Annotated in this window: 19 protein-coding genes; 2 read left to right on the plus strand and 17 right to left on the minus strand. The window is 71.1% G+C overall.

Features of this window, described 5'->3' with window-relative positions; translation table 11 throughout:
• Positions 1–43: 43 nt before the first annotated feature.
• From ACTOQ1_RS15075 to ACTOQ1_RS15090, 4 genes are all read right to left on the minus strand, one after another.
• Entirely contained in the window at positions 44–169 is a 126-nt protein-coding gene (locus ACTOQ1_RS15075) for a hypothetical protein (protein WP_440067544.1), read from the minus strand.
• Between the two features lie 96 nt (positions 170–265).
• On the minus strand, positions 266–769 hold the full coding sequence (gene purE / locus ACTOQ1_RS15080; protein WP_440067545.1) for a 5-(carboxyamino)imidazole ribonucleotide mutase: 504 nt from the start codon (positions 767–769) through the stop codon (positions 266–268).
• Positions 770–900: 131 nt separating this feature from the next.
• On the minus strand, positions 901–1,986 hold the full coding sequence (locus ACTOQ1_RS15085; protein WP_440067628.1) for a 5-(carboxyamino)imidazole ribonucleotide synthase: 1,086 nt from the start codon (positions 1,984–1,986) through the stop codon (positions 901–903).
• Positions 1,987–2,313: 327 nt separating this feature from the next.
• On the minus strand, positions 2,314–3,258 hold the full coding sequence (locus tag ACTOQ1_RS15090; RefSeq protein ID WP_440067547.1) for a hypothetical protein: 945 nt from the start codon (positions 3,256–3,258) through the stop codon (positions 2,314–2,316).
• Between the two features lie 296 nt (positions 3,259–3,554).
• On the opposite strand from ACTOQ1_RS15090, the gene ACTOQ1_RS15095 reads away from it, so the two are divergent.
• Complete coding sequence (locus tag ACTOQ1_RS15095) at positions 3,555–4,124, plus strand: GtrA family protein (RefSeq protein WP_440067549.1); 570 nt, start codon at positions 3,555–3,557, stop codon at positions 4,122–4,124.
• Between the two features lie 135 nt (positions 4,125–4,259).
• On the opposite strand, the gene ACTOQ1_RS15100 is transcribed toward ACTOQ1_RS15095, so the two are convergent.
• The 9 genes from ACTOQ1_RS15100 to ACTOQ1_RS15140 all read right to left on the minus strand — a co-directional run bounded on the left by ACTOQ1_RS15100 (position 4,260) and on the right by ACTOQ1_RS15140 (position 11,646).
• On the minus strand, positions 4,260–5,537 hold the full coding sequence (locus ACTOQ1_RS15100) for an ATP-binding protein (protein ID WP_440067551.1): 1,278 nt from the start codon (positions 5,535–5,537) through the stop codon (positions 4,260–4,262).
• 3 nt (positions 5,538–5,540) lie between these two features.
• On the minus strand, positions 5,541–6,209 hold the full coding sequence (locus ACTOQ1_RS15105) for a response regulator transcription factor (RefSeq protein WP_012888073.1): 669 nt from the start codon (positions 6,207–6,209) through the stop codon (positions 5,541–5,543).
• Between the two features lie 251 nt (positions 6,210–6,460).
• Positions 6,461–6,943, minus strand: coding sequence for a bacterioferritin (bfr, locus tag ACTOQ1_RS15110; RefSeq protein WP_362679010.1), 483 nt, complete (start codon positions 6,941–6,943; stop codon positions 6,461–6,463).
• A 15-nt stretch (positions 6,944–6,958) separates the two neighbouring features.
• On the minus strand, positions 6,959–7,180 hold the full coding sequence (locus tag ACTOQ1_RS15115) for a (2Fe-2S)-binding protein (protein ID WP_440067554.1): 222 nt from the start codon (positions 7,178–7,180) through the stop codon (positions 6,959–6,961).
• Between the two features lie 272 nt (positions 7,181–7,452).
• The gene (locus tag ACTOQ1_RS15120; RefSeq protein ID WP_440067556.1) at positions 7,453–8,070 is read right to left on the minus strand and encodes an MBL fold metallo-hydrolase; all 618 of its coding nucleotides are present in this window, start codon (positions 8,068–8,070) and stop codon (positions 7,453–7,455) included.
• Positions 8,067–9,152 carry an S-(hydroxymethyl)mycothiol dehydrogenase gene (locus ACTOQ1_RS15125; RefSeq protein WP_440067630.1) on the minus strand — a complete coding sequence of 362 codons (1,086 nt, stop codon included), beginning with the start codon at positions 9,150–9,152 and terminating at the stop codon, positions 8,067–8,069. Before ACTOQ1_RS15125 ends, ACTOQ1_RS15120 begins: the two co-directional genes overlap by 4 nt.
• Positions 9,153–9,228: 76 nt before the next feature.
• Positions 9,229–10,266 carry an adenylate/guanylate cyclase domain-containing protein gene (locus ACTOQ1_RS15130; RefSeq protein ID WP_440067558.1) on the minus strand — a complete coding sequence of 346 codons (1,038 nt, stop codon included), beginning with the start codon at positions 10,264–10,266 and terminating at the stop codon, positions 9,229–9,231.
• A 3-nt stretch (positions 10,267–10,269) separates the two neighbouring features.
• The gene (locus ACTOQ1_RS15135; protein ID WP_440067560.1) at positions 10,270–10,788 is read right to left on the minus strand and encodes a PH domain-containing protein; all 519 of its coding nucleotides are present in this window, start codon (positions 10,786–10,788) and stop codon (positions 10,270–10,272) included.
• Between the two features lie 33 nt (positions 10,789–10,821).
• Positions 10,822–11,646 carry a biotin--[acetyl-CoA-carboxylase] ligase gene (locus ACTOQ1_RS15140; protein ID WP_440067562.1) on the minus strand — a complete coding sequence of 275 codons (825 nt, stop codon included), beginning with the start codon at positions 11,644–11,646 and terminating at the stop codon, positions 10,822–10,824.
• Positions 11,647–11,808: 162 nt separating this feature from the next.
• On the opposite strand from ACTOQ1_RS15140, the gene fdhD reads away from it, so the two are divergent.
• On the plus strand, positions 11,809–12,735 hold the full coding sequence (gene fdhD, locus ACTOQ1_RS15145; RefSeq protein WP_440067563.1) for a formate dehydrogenase accessory sulfurtransferase FdhD: 927 nt from the start codon (positions 11,809–11,811) through the stop codon (positions 12,733–12,735).
• A 195-nt stretch (positions 12,736–12,930) separates the two neighbouring features.
• Here fdhD and ACTOQ1_RS15150 read toward each other — a convergent pair whose 3' ends face one another.
• The 4 genes from ACTOQ1_RS15150 to ACTOQ1_RS15165 form a co-directional block, all read right to left on the minus strand.
• A complete protein-coding gene (locus tag ACTOQ1_RS15150; protein WP_440067565.1) occupies positions 12,931–13,404 on the minus strand; it encodes a GNAT family N-acetyltransferase in 474 nt (157 codons plus the stop codon).
• Positions 13,401–16,037, minus strand: a complete 2,637-nt coding sequence (locus ACTOQ1_RS15155) for a phosphoenolpyruvate carboxylase (RefSeq protein ID WP_440067566.1) — start codon at positions 16,035–16,037, stop codon at positions 13,401–13,403. Before ACTOQ1_RS15155 ends, ACTOQ1_RS15150 begins: the two co-directional genes overlap by 4 nt.
• 134 nt (positions 16,038–16,171) lie before the next feature.
• A complete protein-coding gene (locus ACTOQ1_RS15160) occupies positions 16,172–17,728 on the minus strand; it encodes a hypothetical protein (RefSeq protein WP_440067568.1) in 1,557 nt (518 codons plus the stop codon).
• A gap of 128 nt (positions 17,729–17,856) precedes the next feature.
• Positions 17,857–18,645, minus strand: coding sequence for an ABC transporter ATP-binding protein (locus ACTOQ1_RS15165; protein WP_440067570.1), 789 nt, complete (start codon positions 18,643–18,645; stop codon positions 17,857–17,859).
• Between the last annotated feature and the right edge of the window lie 84 nt (positions 18,646–18,729).

Below are 18,729 nucleotides of genomic sequence, written 5' to 3' on the forward strand. Positions count from 1 at the left end.
ACTCGTCCGGGCTCCGGGCGTACGAGGGCCGAAGGCGCAGGGGCTAGCGCGCCGACACGGAACTCACCGCGGAGTCGACGGGCTTGCCGCCCTCACCCGCGCCCAGACTTCCCCACACCGCCAGCACCGCCATCGTGAGTCCGAGGATGGCGCGGATAGCGTTCCTCATGATTCTCAACCTCCAAGATATTCGAAGATTTTCCCCTTCCCCTCGCGCCCTCATCTATCCGCGATGCCGTCAAGCCGTCGGTCAAAAGTGGTGGTGTCAGGCGCCGAGCTGGGCGGCCTCGGCCCGAAGTCTCGCGCCCTTGGCATGGGCTTGATCCTTGAGAGCGAGCTGGAACGCCTCCATCTTCTTCCGCAGCCCCTCGTCGGCGGCGGCGAGGATCCGCACGGCCAGCAGGCCCGCGTTACGGGCGCCCCCGACGGCGACGGTCGCGACCGGGACCCCCGCGGGCATCTGGACGATCGACAGGAGAGAGTCGAGGCCGTCGAGATACTTCAGCGGGACGGGGACACCGATCACCGGCAGCGGGGTCACCGACGCGAGCATGCCCGGCAGGTGAGCGGCTCCCCCGGCACCCGCGATGATCACCTTCAGCCCACGGCCGGCCGCCTCCGCGCCGTACGCGATCATCTCCTCGGGCATGCGGTGCGCGGAGACCACGTCGGCCTCGAACGCCACCCCGAACTCGGCCAGCGCCTCGGCGGCGAGTTTCATCACCGGCCAGTCGGAGTCGCTGCCCATGACGATGCCGACGGTGGCCATCACTTCTCCTTGCCTCGCGGCCCGGGGGCCGCGCGCGTTCGCGGTGGTGCCGTGATCCACGCCGGTGCGGGGATTCTCGGCGGTGCGGCGCCTTCGAGGCGCCGGAAGGGCGGACCGGCCGGTCCGCGGGCTCAGGTGTATCTTCCCTCGGTGAGGTAGACGGCGGCGTGCCGGGCACGCGCGCGGACCTCGTCCAGGTCGGTGCCCATGGCGGTGACGTGACCGATCTTGCGCCCCGGCCGCACCTCCTTGCCGTAGAAGTGGACCTTGATTCCCGGGTCGTGGGCCATCACGTGCTCGTACCGGGAGAAGATGTCCGGGTCGTCACCGCCCAGGAGGTTGGCCATCACCACCACGGGGGCGGTCGGCGCGGGCGATCCGAGAGGGAGGTCGAGGACCGCGCGCAGGTGCTGCTCGTACTGGGAGGTGCGGGCCCCGTCGATCGTCCAGTGGCCGCTGTTGTGCGGGCGCATGGCCAGCTCGTTCACCACCAGCCCCGAGGAGGTGGCGAACATCTCCACGGCCAGCAGCCCGGTCACGCCCAGCTCCTTGGCGATGGTCAGGGCGATCCGCTGGGCCACCGCGGCCCACTCCGGGTCGAGGCCGGGAGCGGGGGCGAGCACCTCGACGCAGATGCCGTCGCGCTGGACGGTCTCCACCACCGGGTAGCTGACGCCCTGCCCGTGCGGCGACCTGGCGACCAGCACGGCGAGCTCCCGCTCGAACGGCACGAACCCCTCGGCCATCAGCGGCACGCCGGAGGCCAGGACCTCGGTCGCGTCGTCCGCGGAGCGGCAGACCCAGACGCCGCGCCCGTCGTAGCCGCCCCGGACCGCCTTGAGCACGACCGGCCAGCCGTTCTCCGCGGCGAACTCCTCGACGTCGGCGGCCGTCTCGACCCGCCGCCAGGGCGGGCAGGGCACGCCGATCGCGGTCAGCCGCTCGCGCATCACGGCCTTGTCCTGGGCGTGGACGAGCGCGCCGGCCCCGGGGTGCACGGCGAAACCGTCCTCGGCCAGGGCCCTGACGTGCTCGGTGGGCACGTGCTCGTGGTCGAAGGTGACCGCGTCACATCCCTTGGCGAGATCGCGCAGGTCGGCCAGGGACCGGTAGTCGCCCAGACGCACGTCGGCGATCACGCGGGCGGCGCTCTCGTCGGGCGAGTTCGCCAGCACCCGCAGCTCGATGCCGAGGGCGATGGCCGCCTGCTGTGTCATCCGGGCCAGCTGGCCCGCTCCGATCACGCCGACGACGGGTCCGATGGGACTGGCCAAAGAAGGGCTGCTCACAGCGGTTAAGTTTACTGTCACGCGGTACGGGACCAGGCGGCGGGCGGATGGCAGACGGCCGGCGGGCGGCCTGCCGGGGCGCGCGAAGGGATCTGTCTGGACCCGAGGGCGACCTGCCGGGACTCGCGGAGGGACCCGCCGGGGCGCGCGAAGGGACCCGCCTGGACCCGAGGGCGACCTGCCTGGACCCGAGGGCGACCTGCCGAGACCCGCGAAGGGACCCGCCGGCGACCGGGAACGGCCGTCCGGGGGCGCTCAGTCCGCCGTGAGGGTGGCGAGGCCGCGGCGCAGGCCGGTCGTGGCGAGCGTGGAGCCGCTGCCGCCGATCGCGGTGGCGACGAGCACGACCTCGGTCCCGGTCAGCTTCGCGGTTCTGGTCCTGCCGGTGAAACCGCGCAGGTCGGCCCTGCCGTAGAGGGGACGGGCCAGCGAGGAACGGCCCTGACGGGCTCTCTGCCGGTATTCGATCTCCAGGGCGTGGATGACCAGGGCGCCCCCGGTGGGCAGCAGCAGCGCGCGCTGAGGGCCGACGAGCAGGCGGACGTCGGCGGTGAGGCGGTCGGGCCGCACGCTCAGCGGCCGCCTGACCAGATCGTCGAAGAGATCCCGGACCGGGTCGCCCTTGGGAAAGGTCACCCCGCTCACTCCCACCGGGTCGGTCAGGTAGGTCAGGTAGCGCTGCGGCACGAGACGGGCCTTGACCCCCGCGTCGGGGTCGTCGGCGGGTACCGCGCCCTCGGTCGGTTCGCGGATCTCGCCCAGGATCGGGATGGGACCGGCACCGAGCCGCCACTCGCCGTCCTCCTGGAGGAACAGGAAGTAGGCCGGGTCGGGCTCGCGGGCCAGGGCGACGAACCAGCGGTCCTGGCCCTCGACGCCGGGCAGGTACAACTCCACGTCGGTGTAGGACTTCCTGGCGGGGGCTGGGCGGCCGTTCCGGGTCGCCTCGCAGGCACGACCGCCCAGCGCTCTCTCCGCCCAGGTGGTGAGCTTCTCGACGGTCGCGCAGTCCCGGTCGCGCCAGGCCTTGTCGAGCCTTCCCAGCAGCGCGAAGGCCCTGGACGCCTCGGCGAGCTCCACCCCGGCGGACGCCTCGCGCGACGGGCCGGCCTCGGGGACGGTACCCGGCGTGTCGCTCCGCGCGCCGCAGCCGGTCATCATCGACAGACCGAGGATCGAGGCGAGGAGTCGGCGGCGCAAGGGTTGATCCCCGGGGTAGTGGCCATCGCGTACGGCAGTCCGTCTGGACCGATCACGGGAGGTGAAAGTTTCAGGGACTTCCCGTGGATCAGAGGGATCAGCGTAACGCCAATACCCCCTATTTATCCGGTGTTATGCGACATTTGCCGAAAAGGCCCCAGCTGGTGGCTATGGACATCAACGGGTCAACCTCGCGCGGATCACACCTCCTCACCGGTAGCCTGGCCCGAAGAGTGTTCGAGGTCATCCGACGCGGCGGATCAGCAGCCGACCCCCGAAAGGACCGTGCAGGAAACGTGGAGTTTCTCCGACACGCCTACCGGCGGCTCGCCGAGCTGGCGCGAGAGCTGGCGAAGTTCGGGACGATCGGCGCGGTCGCCTTCGTGATCGACACCGGCGGCACCAACCTGCTGCGGTTCGGCGTCGGCTTGGGACCGCTCAGCTCCAAGGTCTTCGCCACGATCGTCGCGGCCACCTTCGCCTACCTCGGCAACCGCTACTGGACGTTCAGGCACCGGGAGCAGAGCGGCCTGGCCCGCGAGTACTTCCTGTTCTTCGTCCTCAACGGCATCGGCCTGCTGATCTCGCTGCTGGTGATCGGTTTCGTGACCTACACCCTGGGTCTGCAGGACGCGCTGAGTTACAACATCGCCCTGCTCACCGGCACCGCCCTCGGGACCCTGTTCAGGTTCTGGTCGTACAAGAAGTGGGTCTTCCTGCCCGGCACGCCGCCGGACGGACCCGCCGAAGCCGTCCCCGGCGCGCCACCGAGCCGGCCGGCGACGCCGAACAGCCAGGTCAACGGCCACATGTATCTCCTGAACAAGACCTCGGAGGAGAACGCGCCGCCCCCCGGCCCGCGTTAGCACGTACGCCCCCGGCCGGCGTCGGCACACCGCCCTCGGCCCCGGTCGGCGCACCCCCGCACGTGCCCGGAGGGCACCGTGCCCGGAGGGCACCGTGCCCGGAAGCCATCGCGCCCGGAGCCCCGGCGGGAGCGCTCAGGCGGGCCCGCGTACGACGCGGTTCCTGCCCGGCTCGCCCACCTGGCGCAGGAAGAACGCGAACGTCGCCGGGCGCGCCCGTACAAGCTCCAGGCGTCCCCCGTCGGCGGCGGCCAGCGCCCTGGCGAGGGGCAGGCCGAGACCCGTGCTGCCGCGCCCGCTCACGTTCCGTTCGAAGACCCTGGGAGCCAGGTCGTCGGGAATGCCGCTCCCCTGGTCGGCGACCTCGATCACGATGGACCTGTCCCTGGCGCTGGTGGTCACCGTCACCGTGCCGCCGCCGTGCTCCAGCGAGTTCTCCAGCAGGGTGGAGACCACCTGGCCGATGCCGCCGCCGGTGCCCAGCGCCTGGAGACCGCGCGTGCCGACCAGGCTCAGCCGCCGCCCGGCCCTGCGGAACGCCGGGCCCCACTCGATGAACTGCTGATCGAGCAGCACGTCGAGCTCGACGATCTCGGACTGCGCCTGACGCTGCCGTCTGGCGGTGGCCAGCAGCTCGTCGATCACAGCGGTGAGCCGCTCGGCCTGCACGATGGCGGCCTCGCCCTCCTCCTTGACGATCCCCGGCTCGTCGGCGGCGGCGACGATCTCCTCAAGTCTCATGGTCAGGCCGGTGAGCGGGGTACGGAGCTGGTGGGAGGCGTCGGTCGCGAACTCCCGCTCCCTGGCCAGGAGGTCGGAGATGCGGGTCGCGCTGCGGTCGAGCACCTCGGCCACCCGATCGAGTTCCTGGATGCCGTAACGGTGCTTGCTCGGTCTGGCGTCACCGGAACCGAGCCGCTCAGCGATCATCGCAAGGTCGCTGAGCGGTAACGTCAGGCGGCGCGACTGCACGATGGCGAGCCCGACCGCGACCGCGAGGGCAGCGGCGGCGAGTCCCAGGATGAGGAACAACCACGCGCGGACCTCACGCTCCACTCCCGTCTTGTCCCGGCTGACCGCGACGTACACGCCGTTCTCCGACTGCGCGTCCTCGGTCATCTTCTGGCTCTCGGGGGGCTCGGTGCCCACCGTTATCACCTGGGGAGGAGTCCCCTTCGCGTAGATCTGAATGTAGAGATCGGAATACTTGCGTTCCAGCTGTTGCTCGTCGACGGGCTGATCCTGGATCCGGGCGTACTCGACCTCCCCGAGCAGGCTTTTGGCATGGGAGGAGAGTTCCTGGGTCGCCTCCTCCTCGATGAGCCGGTTGACCGCCACACCGAGGGGAATGCCGAGCAGCAACACCCCGATGACCGCGACGAGGAGAGTTGAGGAGAGCAGACGGCGGCGCATCTCCTACTCGCGCTCGAACCTGAAGCCGACTCCTCGAACGGTGGTGATGTATCGGGGCTTGGCGGCGTCGTCACCGAGTTTCCGGCGTAGCCACGAGATGTGCATGTCCAGGGTCTTGGTCGACCCCCACCAGTTGGTGTCCCACACCTCGCGCATGATCTGCTCTCGGGTAACCACCTTTCCGGCGTCGCGGACCAGGACCCTCAGCAGGTCGAACTCCTTTGTGGTCAGATGCAGCTCCTTGTCTCCCATCCACGCGCGACGGGAGTCGGCGTCGATGCGCACGCCCTGGACAACGGGCGTCTCGGATGTGCCGCGCCGCAGCAGCGCGCGGACGCGCGCCAGCAGCTCGGCCAGGCGGAACGGTTTGGTGACGTAGTCGTCGGCCCCGGCGTCGAGGCCCACCACCGTGTCGACCTCGTCGACACGGGCGGTGAGGATCAGCACGGGAGTTCCGTGGCCCTCGGCGCGGATGCGCCGGGCCACCTCCAGGCCGTCCATCTCGGGCAGGCCCAGGTCGAGAACGATCAGGTCGATGCCACCTGACAGCGCCCGCTCCAGAGCCTGCGGGCCATCAGGGCTCACCTCTACTTGATAACCCTCGCGGCGCAGAGCTCGCGCCAGTGGCTCGGAAATCGAGGTGTCATCCTCGGCGAGTAGTACACAGGTCATGTTGCGATCGTAGGACCTTAGGGGATCGTTTCCCGGGTACAGCGCGCGGTTTGACTCGTCGTTGACCTATCCATTGACCTGGGCAAACACTGATAAATCCCGGATAGTCATCCCGCAACGGCCGAGGGCCACGGAGTAGGTCTCCCGCATTGGAAGTCCCTGGAAAGCACAGGCTCACCAAAGTATCGACCGACAAAACACAACACGCCCTACCAGAAGGGATCTGGCGGGCGTGTTCTGCTCGATTCGCGTCAGGAGGCCGACGGCGGCTCGGCGTAGCGAGCGAGGTAGAGCTGCTCTCCAAGGCTCCCGATGAGACCGAGCTCGGTCTCCAGGTAGTCGATGTGGCGCTCCTCGTCCTCAAGGATCTCCTCGAACAGGCGGGCCGAGGTGGCGTCGCCCTTCTCCCGCATCAGGATGATGGCCGGCTTCAGCCGGGTGACCACCTCGAGCTCGACGTCCATGTCTGCGCGAAGCTGCTCGGCGACGGTCTGGCCGATGTGCAGGGTGCCCAGCTTCTGGTAGTTGGGCAGTCCTTCGAGGAAGAGGATGCGATCGGTCAGCTTCTCCGCGTGGCGCATCTCGTCGATGGACTCTTCGCGGGTGTATTTGGCCAGCCTGGTGTAGCCCCAGTTCTCCTGCATCTTGGCGTGCAGGAAGTACTGGTTGATCGCGGTCAGCTCCGCGGTCAGCTGCTCGTTGAGCAGTTCGATGATTTTCTTGTCGCCCTGCATGGCGAGCTCCTCGTGCTATGCGGTCGGCATTAAATCTTCGGACCGCTTTAGGATCGCACAGATTTTGCGCACGCAAGAAGCACAGTCGCCACCGGCGCCCGTGGCATCGCGGACCTGGCGCGCGCTCCTGGCCCCTGCCGAGATGCAGTCGTGCACCTCGTTCTCGGTGACCGCGCGGCAGACGCATACGTACACGGGGGTGTGACCTTTCTGGAGACTACCATAGGTTAGGCACACCTAAGCTAACTCATTTGGTTAGGCTTGCCTATGTGAACTAGGACACAAAGCCTTAATGCCTCCGTCACAAGCACGAATTTCCTGCCTGGAAAACCCCGTCCCGGCGTGCGGAAACACCCCCGGCGGCCCAGGCCGCGCCCGCGGACACCTCGCGGATACGGACCCGTGCGAGTACGGGACACGCCCGCCGAAACACGCGAACGCGCCCCGGCGAAGGCCGGGGCGCGTGATCGGGCCGAGTGCGGTGAACCGCGGGTCAGCGGGTCAGTGGGTCAGTGGCCTCTGGCCAGCCACTCCTCCAGGTGCCCCGCCTCCGCGCCGATGGTGGTGGAGGCGCCGTGACCGGTGTGCACGGCCGTCCCCGGCGGCAGGGCGAGCAGCCGCCCCTTGATCGACTCGATGATCGTGTCGAAGGAGGAGAAGGACCTCCCCGTCGCGCCGGGACCGCCGTTGAACAGGGTGTCGCCGGTGAAGACCGCGCCGATGTCCGCCCCGTAGAGGCAGACCGCGCCCGGGGCGTGGCCCGGCGTGTGCAGCACGGTCAGCTCGATCCCCCCGGCCGAGAGCACCTGCCCGTCCTCGATCGGGGTGTACGGCAGGTCGGTGTAGACCATCTCCCACAGCACCTGGTCGGCCGGGTGGAGCAGGATCGGCGCGCCCGTCCGCTCGGCGAGATCGGCCGCCGCGTCGATGTGGTCGTTGTGCGCGTGGGTGCAGACGATGGCCTTGACCTCGCGGTCACCGACCCGCTCGGTGATCGCGGCGGCGTCGTGCGCGGCGTCGACGACGAGGACCTCGCTGGCCGAGCCGACGATCCAAACGTTGTTGTCGACGTCCCACGTCCCGCCGTCCAGCGAGAACGTGCCGGAGGTGACGACCCTGTCGATCACAGGATCACCACCGAGCGCAGGACCTCGCCGCGGTGCATCTTGGCGAAGGCCTCCTCGACGTCGCCGAGGCCGATCGTCTCGGAGACGAAGCGGTCGAGGTCGAGCCGCCCCTGGAGGTAGAGGTCGATGAGCATGGGGAAGTCGCGGCTGGGCAGGCAGTCGCCGTACCAGGAGGACTTCAGCGCGCCGCCGCGGCCGAAGACGTCGAGCAGCGGCAGCTCCAGCGTCATGTCCGGGGTCGGCACCCCGACCAGGACCACGGTCCCGGCCAGGTCGCGGGCGTAGAAGGCCTGCTGGTAGGTCTCGGGGCGGCCGACCGCCTCGATGACCACGTCGGCGCCGTTGCCGCCGGTGAGCTCCTTGACCGTCTCGACCACGTCGGAGGTGCGGGAGTTGACCGTGTGGGTGGCGCCGAAGTCCTTGGCCCAGTCGAGCTTGCGGTCGTCCACGTCCACCGCGATGATCTTCGAGGCGCCCGCCAGCCGGGCCCCCAGGATGGCCGCGTCACCGACGCCGCCGCACCCGATGACCGCCACGCTGTCACCGCGGGTCACCCCGCCGGTGTTGATGGCGGCGCCGAGGCCCGCCATCACGCCGCAGCCCAGCAGCCCGGCCACCTGCGCCGGCGCCGCCGGGTCGACCTTGGTGCACTGCCCGGCCGCGACCAGCGTCTTCTCGATGAAGGCGCCGATGCCCAGGGCCGGGCTGAGCGGCGTGCCGTCGGCCAGGGTCATCTTCTGGGTGGCGTTGTGGGTGTTGAAGCAGTACCAGGGACGGCCCCGCAGGCACGCCCGGCAGTTGCCGCACACGGCCCGCCAGTTCAGGATCACGAAGTCACCGGGTGCCACCTCGGTGACGCCCTCGCCGACCGCCTCGACCACCCCGGCCGCCTCGTGGCCGAGCAGGAAGGGGAACTCGTCGTTGATGCCGCCCTCGCGGTAGTGCAGGTCCGTATGGCAGACGCCACAGGCCTGGACCGTCACCACGGCCTCGCCGGGTCCCGGATCGGGCACGATAACGGTCTCCAGCGAGACGGGCTCGCCCTTGCCACGCGCGACCACGCCTTGCACGGTGTACGGCATGTCCTGCACCTCATCTGTCATGGTTTCGACCCTCGCGGGCCCGCTTACCGGTTGAACGGTCCTGGGGCGCCCAGCCTCAATGATTACCAGCCCGGCGCAACACGTACGGCTGCACGACCCCCAGGCCGCGGGCCGGCCGCCGGCGGATCCGGCCGACCTCGACGCCGGGCGCGTCCTTCAGCGCCTCGGCCAGCCTGTCGTCGACGATGACGCTGCCGGGGCGGGCGATGGCCGTGAGCCTGGCCGCCAGGTTCACCGTCGTGCCGAAGACGTCGCCCATGATCGGCAGCACCGGGCCGTACGCCAGCCCGATCCGCACGTCGGGCCCGTACTGGCGGATCGCGCCGACCAGGTCCAGGGCGATCACCGCGGCCGTCCGCGGGTCGGCCGCGGTGAAGAACACCTCGTCACCGAGTGTCTTGACCATCCGTCCGCCGTGCTCGGCGACGACGTCGGAGGCCCGCGACTCGAAGCCCTCGACCAGCTCGGCCAGGCCCCGCTCGTCCAGCTCGCGGGAGACCCGGGTGAAGGAGACCAGGTCGGCGAAGCCCACCGCGAGGGCGAGCCGGGCCGGCACGATCTCGTCGGTGATGTCGGCGAGCGCCAGCAGGCGGGTCCCGGCGGCGGCGAGCTGGGCGCGCCAGACGTGCACCAGCATCTGCTCGAAGTCGGGGAGCAGCCGGCGCGAGGTCTCCATGACCGCCGTCAGGTCCTCGTCGGTGGGCCGGCGGCCGGGGTCGATCATGGCGCCGATCATGATCTCGGCCTGCCACTGGGCGAGCCGCGCCGTCGTCTGGCCCAGTGCCCTCGCCATCCGGATGACGGTCTGGTCGTCCAGCAGGCCGCCCTCCATCATCGCCCGGACCCGTTCCAGCACGGCCACGTCCGCGTCGGTGAAGGCCACGGTGTCGTCGGGGAGCGTGGCGAACCCCAGCGCGCGCCAGATCCGCTCGGTGAGCTCCTGCGGCAACCGGGCCAGGCTCGCCACCTGGATCCGGGTGTGGCGGGGAGAGGCGCCGACGAAGAGGCGCTTGATCTGCTCGGCCGTCGGGCGTCCGGCGGGAACCTCCGTATCGTCCCCGCCCTCACCCAGGCCCAGGAGGTCAGGCCCCATGGGTCACCGCCCGCCGGGTTCCGAGGGCTCCCCGTCCGCCGCGTCGTCGATCGCGCGGAACAGCTCGGCCCGCACCTCCTGGATCCGGGGGATGTCCCGCAGCGTGATCCGGCCGTGGTCGCCCGCCGACTCGACGACCAGCGTGCCGCAGCCGAAGAGCCTCTCCAGGAGGGTCTGGTCGGCGCTGACCGTGTTCACCTTGGTCATCGGGATGTCGTCGACGGACGTGTTCAGCACCCCCGTGCCGATGGTGAACCGGTGCGAGGTGAGGACGTACGAGGTGTTCTTCCAGCGCAGGTACGGGATGAACGACCACACGGTCAGCAGGCCGACGGCGACCACGGCCACCGCGACGAGCGCCTGGGACCGGTACTCGAAGTCGGGCATGAAGAAAAGAGCGGCGCCGGACCCCACGATGATCAGGATCAACGCGAGGAACGGGCCGATAAGTCGCTTCCAGTGAGGGTGGAACGACCTGATCCGTCGCTCCCCCTCCGTCATGTGGTGATCGGGTAGACCCATGGGGCAAATCGTGGCATGCCTTCATGCCCCACGTCATGAGCTGTGAGGTCGAACATGCACGACGTCACCCGCGCTGAGCGCGTGCTCCTCCCCCTTGGCGTCGACGAGCAGGCGTCCGGCGCGGTCGACACCGGTGGCGGTGCCGGTGAGCACCCGCTCGCCGGGCAGCTCCACCCGGACCTCCCGCCCGACCGTGGCACTGATCGCGAGGTAGGCGGCCCGCAGGCCGCAGGCCTCGACATCGCCGTTCGCCTCCGACCACTCGCGGTAGTGGGTCTCGATCTCCCGCAGCATCGCGCGCAGGATCGGATCGCGGTCGACGCAGGCGGCCTCCTCGATGGCCAGGGAGGTGGCGGTCTCCACCGGGAGTTCCTCGGGGCGCACGCTCACGTTGAGCCCGACGCCCACGATCACCGCGCTGTCGATCCGCTCGGCGAGCACCCCGGCGAGCTTGCGCTCGCCGATCAGCAGGTCGTTGGGCCACTTGAGCCGTACGTCGACCTCGGCGACCTTCCGCACCGCCGACGCGACCGCCAGGCCGACGAGCAGGGGCAGCCACCCCTGCTCGGACATGGGCGGGTCGGGACGCAGGAGGATCGAGAACGTCAGGCCGGAACGCGGCGGGGCGCTCCAGACGCGGCCGAGCCTGCCGCGTCCGGCGAACTGGGACTCGGCGACGACGACGGCGCCCTGCCGCGCGCCGTCGCGGACGGCGTGCGCGAGGTCGGCGTTGGTCGATCCGGTCCTTTCGACCACGGAGATGCCGGACCAGAGTCCACCGGGACGGACCAGCGCGCGGGTGAGCGCCGCCTGGGAGAGCGGCGGGCGGTCGAGATCAGTGAAGGGCGAGTCGAGCACTTAGCCATCTTGCCTCCACTAACGACCCCCTGTTACCGAATTAATCCAATGACCAGGGAATACTGTTGTCGAAGTCTGGGGCGGCGGGCAAGGTCCGGCTTTCGGCCGGGGTGAGACCTGTTCAGGCGGCGGCGAAAAGAGGCGAAAAGAGATGATGAACGCATGAGCAGACATCTCCCCGCACGCAACGGCGCCGACGTGGAAAACGCTCCGAGCTCGGAGGCGGGTCCGGGCTTCGAGGCGGTGGAGGTCGTGCGGAGGCCGGGGCCCACCACCCGGGCGCGGGTCGGGCAGATGCGGGCGGGGACGATCCATGAGCGCCGGGACGACCTGGCCACCGAGGAGCCGCTGGAGATCCGCATCCAGGCGGGCGAGGAACGCCGCACGGTCGCGATCACCATGCGCACCCCCGGCCACGACTTCGAGCTGGCCGCCGGATTCCTGTACGGCGAGGGCGTCGCGGCACCGGCGGACATCGCCTCCATCGCCTACTGCACCGACGAGGACGTGCCGCCGGAGGCGCGCTACAACACGGTGACCGTGCGGCTGCGCGGCGGGCTGCCCGACCTGCCCTCACTCGACCGGCACTTCATGACGTCGAGCGCGTGCGGCGTCTGCGGTACCGCCAGCCTCGACGCCCTGCGCGGCCGCTGCTCTCCGCTGCCCGGCCAGGAGGACGTGCCCGTCTCCCCCGAGGTCCTGTACCGCCTTCCCGGCAGGCTGAGAAGCGCCCAGGGGATCTTCGGCAAGACCGGCGGGCTGCACGCGGCCGGCCTGTTCACCGCCGGGGGTGAGCCTCTCGCGGTCCGCGAGGACGTGGGGCGGCACAACGCGCTGGACAAGCTGGTCGGCTGGGCCATGATGACCGGGAGGCTGCCGCTGGGCGGGCACGTGCTCATGGTCAGCGGGCGGACCAGCTACGAGATCATGCAGAAGGCCCTCACCGCGGGCCTGCCGGTCGTCTGCGCGGTCTCCGCGCCGTCGTCCCTCGCCGTCGACCTCGCCAGGGAGTTCGGGATGACACTGGTCGGGTTCCTGCGCGAGGAGCGCTTCAACGTCTACGCGGGGGCGCACCGCATCGGCCGCTGAGCCACCCGCACCGCTTCTCGAACGACCCCGTCCCGGCCGCCCCGCTTCTCGAACGATCCCGTCCCGGCCGTCCCGCCCGAGACACCTCGTAGCGGCCCCTGAGCCGCCCGCTCCGGCCCCCGAACGTCCACCTCGGCACTCTTAGTCCGCTTCCATCCACAATCACCCATATTGGATCCTGGGGAGCCGTCTCCGTCAGCCGGGGAGCCGTTTGGCCATGAAGACGACATCGCGCGGGCCGGACTCGCGGCGCTCGGTGATCTCGTACCCGAGGCGCCGGTAGAGGGCGATGTTGGGCTCCATGCGGGCGTGGGTGTACAGGCGCAGGGCGTCGAGGCCCGCGGCGCGGGCCCGTTCCTCGGCGAAGGACAGCAGGCGCCTGCCGAACCCCCGGCCGTGCAGGCCGGGAGCGACCGCCACGTTGTCCACCAGCAGCACGCCCTCTTCGGGAACCAGCACGATCAGCCCGGCGATCCCCGCGTGCCCGCCCTCTCCGGGAAGGCCGCCGGGAAGGTCCAGCACGTGCAGGCGGCCGGCCGCCACGTGGGCGGCGTAGTCGTCGTCCATCGGCTTGGGGCGGACCCCGATGAGGTCCGCCCACGGCCGGTAGGCCGCCTCGACCAGGCTCTCCACGGCCGGGAGGTCCCCGGCCCTCGCCTCGCGGATCATCCGGTGTTCTGCAGGCCCGCGGCGACGCCGTTGACCGACAGGAGCAGTAGCGTGGACAGCCGCTCGCGCTCGTCCTCCGACAGTCCCTCGTCCGCGCGGAGCCTGGACAGGGCGCGCAGCTGCAGGTGCGAGAGCGCGTCCACGTACGGGTCGCGGAGCTGCACCGCGCGGGACAGGACCCTGCGGTCCTCCAGCAGGCGGGTGTGGCCGGTGATCTCCAGGACCAGCCGGCGCGTGAGGTCGTACTCGGTCAGGACCTGCTCGACGAAGTCGTCCCTGGCACCGAGCGCGAGGTAGCGGGCGGCGATGTCGCGGTCGGTCTTGGCCAGCGACATCTCCACGTTGTCCAGCAGCGAGGCGAACAGCGGCCACTCGCGGTAGGCGGCGCGCAGCTCGTCCAGGCCCGCCTCGGAGATCACCGCCTCCAGGCCGCTGCCCAGGCCGTACCAGCCCGGAAGGTTGACCCGGGTCTGGGCCCAGGCGAACACCCACGGGATGGCCCGCAGGTCGTCCAGGGACCGGGGCGCGCCGAGGCCGCGCCGGGCGGGGCGGGAGCCCAGGCGCAGCGAGCCGATCTCCTCCAGCGGGCTGACCAGGGAGAACCACTCGGGGAAGCCCGGTGCCTCGGTCAGCCGCCGGTAGGCCTTCTCCGAGGCGGAGGCGACCCGCCCGGCCACGCCGCGGAAGCGCCCCGCCGCCTCGGCCGTACGGGCCTCGATGGACGGGGTGGAGGCGAGCAGCACCGCCGAGGTGACCTGCTCCATGTGGCGGCGGGCGATGGCGTCGTGGCCGTAACGGGCGAAGATGACCTCGCCCTGCTCGGTGACCTTGAACCTGCCGCCGACCGAGCCGGGGGCCTGCGCGAGCACGGCCCGGTTGGCCGGGCCGCCGCCCCGGCCCAGGGCGCCGCCCCGGCCGTGGAACAGCGTCAGCGGCACGTCGTGCTCGGCCGACCAGGCGGCCAGCGCCTCCTGTGCCTCGTACAGCTTCAGGGTCGCGGCGGCCGGGCCGAGCTCCTTGGCGGAGTCGGAGTAGCCGAGCATGACCTCCAGGCGCCGGTCGGCGGCGAGCCTGGCCCGCACGGCCGGGATCTCCAGCATCCCCGACAGGACCGTGGGGGCGGCGGCCAGGTCGGCGCCCGACTCGAACAGCGGGACCACGTCGAGCAGCGGCGCCCGGTCGCCCATCGCGTGAGCGGCCAGCGCGTGGACGGCGGCGATGTCGTCGGCCGAGCGGGTGAAGGAGACGACGTAGCGGGAGCAGGCGGTCACCCCGAACCGCTCCTGGATCCAGGCGATCGTGCGGATCGTGGCCAGGACCTCCTCGGTCCGCTCGGAGGTGCGCCCGGCGGCGATGTCCTCCAGCGCGGCGGCGTGGACCTGCGAGTGCTGGCGGACCTCCAGCTCGGCCAGGTGGAAGCCGAACGTCTCCACCTGCCAGATGAGGTGCTGCAGCTCCCCGTACGCCTGCCGGTTCGCGCCGGCCTCGACCAGGGAGTCCTGGGCGATGCGCAGGTCGGTCAGGAGCTGCTCCGGCGAGCGGTAGGCCAGGTCGAGGCCGCGCTGGCGGGTGGCCGCGATGCGGGCGGCGACGAACATCAGCCACTGCCGGTGCGGCTCCCTCGGGGAGCGGGTGGCCATCTCCGAGACCACGTCGGGGTGGTCGTGAACGGCGCTCGACAGCGCGGCCCGCAGCCCGGCGGAGGCGGGGGTGTAGTCGGCGGTGAGGGTGAGGGAGCGGCCGATCCTGAGCGTGGCGTTCTCCAGGGCGATCAGCACGTGCTCGGCCTGGATGAGCACGGCGTCCCTGGTCACCTTGGAGGTGACGTTCGGGTTGCCGTCGCGGTCGCCGCCGATCCAGCTGCCGTACCTGATGAAGGCGCGGGCCCGGGGCCTGCCGGTGCCGGCCCCTCCGCCGAGCGCGGCGTCCAGGGCGCGGTAGACCTGCGGGACCACCCGGAAGAGGGTCTCGTCGAAGGCCGCCATCGCGGTGCGCACCTCGTCCAGCGGGTCGAGCTTGGTGGACCGCAGCTGGGCGGTCCGCCACAGCAGGTCGATCTCCTCCAGCAGCCGCCGCCGGGTCTCCGCCCGCTCGGCCGCGCCCCTGTCGGAGCTGTTGTACGCGGCGAGCTGGCCGCTGATGCGCTGGATCGCGGTGACCACGGCACGCCTGCGGGCCTCGGTGGGGTGCGCGGTCAGCACCGGGTGCAGGCGCAGTCCCTCGACCAGGTCGGCGACCTTCCCGTCGCCGAGTTCCTGGACGGCCTGGGCCAGGGACTCGGGCAGCGGCTCCTCGCCGGTGTCGCGGACCCGGAGGATGCGGATCCTGAAGTGTTCCTCTGCCAGGTTCGCCAGGTGGAAGTAGCAGGTGAACGCGCGGGCGATCTGCACCGCGCGCTCGATCGGCCACTCGGCCACCATCGCGGTGATCTCGTCGACCGACACCTGCTTTCTGCGGGCCCCGATGACGGCCTTGCGCAGCCGTTCGACATCGGCGAGCAGGTCATCGCCGCCATGCTCGGCGATGACCTGCCCCAGGAGCTCACCGAGCAGTCGCACGTCCGCGCGCAGCTCGTCGGGCATCTCGGTGACAGCGGAGGAACGCTCTGCCTGATGGGACACGGTGGCGGGCATGCCCGCCAGCGTACCCAGTCCGTTTTGTCGAACGGAGACCGGTCTCACCCATTGGACTAGACCATTCGGGAGACCGTTCGCGGGCCGTTCCCACAGCCTCCGGCGGGCCGTCCTGACGGCCCGCCGGATGATCGTCAGGTGGCCGCGGAGGTCGCCTCCAGGAGGGCCGGATACCTGGCGAAGGCGATCTTCCCCGCGACCCTGCGCCCGCCCCAGGAGAGCAGCAGCCCGTACGGCACCGCCAGCACGCTGATCCAGGTGAGGCCGAACAGGACCGGCAGGACGATCGGCAGCGCGAGCAGGCCGGTGCCGATCAGCGCGCCGAGCGACGCCACGAAGGCGATGCCGCCCTGCCCGGGGGCCGCGCCGGTGAAGGCGTTCAGGCGTTCGGGCACGGTGTAGGGCATCAGCACGCTGGTCAGCGCGCCCACGGCGAACCCGGCCCCGAGGACGCCCCAGGCGGTGAGCACGGCAGGGACCGCCCAGAGGACGTCCCCGCCCAGTAGTGCCGCGACCGTGGCGAGCAGGAGCAGCAGCGGGGCCGCGATCGTCGCCACGGCCAGATGCCGACCGGCGATGTCGGTGCGCCAGTCGCGGTCGCTGCCGTAGGCGACGACGTTCATCCACAGGGAGCGGCCGTCGATGCCGAAGGCGTTGCACCACTGGATGCTGATCATCAGCGCGCCGACACAGGCGAGGGTGACCGCCAGGACGCCCCCCGCCGTGGTGTCGTCGTTGCCGTACAGCGAGAAGGCCAGGATGCCGGTGATCGCGATGGCGGCGAACCAGCCGACCCTGCCGCGCGGGTCGCGCCGGGCGTACTTGAGCTCCTTGCCCGCGACCGCGGCGAGCGGGCCGTCGGGCAGGATCCTGGCCATCAGGCCCCGGGAGTTGCGCACCGACGCGCCCTGGGTGGAGGCGTCGGGGGAGACCAGGGCGCGGCGCAGCGCCGCGATCCACAGCCACCCTGCGCCGGCGACCAGGACCGCGAGCAGGGCCGATCCCGCGACCGCCAGGAGGCCGCCGTCGGCGACGGAGCGGGCCGCGACGCCGGAGGGGGTCCAGCTCAGCACCGAGGCGAGACCGTGCAGCACGGCCCTGGGGTCGGCCGCCAGGCCGCCGTTGAGCAGCAGGTTGGGCAGCTGGGCCGCCAGGATGAGAAAGATCATCGAGACGGCCAGCACGTCGCGGCCCCTGCGGGTGCGCAGGATCCCCGACAGCGACGTGGTGACCAGCCGGGAGAGCACGACGCAGAGCGCGAAGTGGAGCAGCACCGCGACCGCGCCCAGGACCACCCCGCCGATCCCGCCGGCCAGGCCGGCCACGGCCCCGGCCATCACGGCCAGCGAGGCGAGCGGCCACACGCCGGTGACCGAGGCGGCGAACATGCCGGCGGCCAGCCGGCCGGTCCGCAGCGGGAACAGCGCCAGGCGCGACGGGTCGAGCGTGTCGTCCAGCCCGAACGCCAGCAGCGGCACGACCGCCCAGCCCACCAGGAAGGCGGTGAACAGCACGGTCACGACCTCAAGGGCGATGTCGGCGGGCGCCAGGCGCAGCGTGGACACCGACAGGAAACCGAGGGTGCCGAAGAGGAACGCGGCGATCGCCGTGAAGACGAACCCCAGCAGGCGCTGGGTGCTGCCGCTCAGGTTCCCGGCGACGAGCCGCAGCTTGAGCCGCACGAACACCATGGGCCCCACCCGCACGGCACCCGTGCCTCCCGCGCCTCCCGCGCCTCTCGCAACGGCGTCTCCCCGCACGCCCGCGCCCACTCCGTCACCCCTTCCGTCTCCCTGCCGCCCGGTCCCGTCCGGCGCGCTCACGAGGGGCTCGCCCCCAGCCACGACAGGCCTTCCCGTCCCTCCGGGCCGTCGCCACCGCCCCGGGCGCCGACCAGGCCGAGAAAGGCCTCGTTGAGGCCGCGGCCCGCCCTGACCTCGTCCAGCGGCCCCTGGGCGACGATCAGCCCGCGGTCCATCACCGAGACCCAGTCGCACAGCCGCTCGACGAGCTCCATGACGTGACTGGAGAAGACCACCGTCGACCCGGAGGCGGTGTAGCGCCTGAGCACCTCGACGAGCGTGTTGGCGCTGACCGGGTCGATGCCCTCGAACGGCTCGTCGAGGAAGAGCACCCCGGGATTGTGCAGCAGCGCCGCGGCCAGGCCGATCTTCTTGCGCATGCCGGTGGAGTAGTCGACGACGAGCTTGTCGGCAGACTCGGTCAGGTCCATGACCTTCAGCAGCTCCTCCGCCCGCCGCCCCACCTCGTCCCTGGGGATGCCGCGGAGCTGGCCGTTGTAGGAGAGCAACTCCCTGCCCGACAGCCGCTCGAACAGGCGCAGCCCCTCGGGGAGCACGCCGATGCGGCCCTTGACCGCGACCTGGTCGCGCCAGACGTCGGCGCCGCCGATGTGGGCCGAACCGCCGTCGGGACGCAGGAGACCGGTGACCATGCTGAGCGTGGTGGTCTTCCCGGCGCCGTTGGGGCCGACCAGCCCGGCGAAGCTGCCCTGCGGCACCACCAGGTCGACACCTCCCACGGCCACCTGCTGCCCGAACCTCTTGAGCAGCCCCCGCGTCCTTACCGCCTCCGTGACCTCCGGCATGGCGCCTCCCTTCCGCGGCCCGCGCGATCGGCCGCCTCGCACGGGAAACGAACGATCGCCCCCGATAGTTCGCGATGTGAGACG

The organism is Streptosporangium sp. OZ121 (assembly GCF_051918885.1).
Lineage (GTDB): Bacteria > Actinomycetota > Actinomycetes > Streptosporangiales > Streptosporangiaceae > Streptosporangium.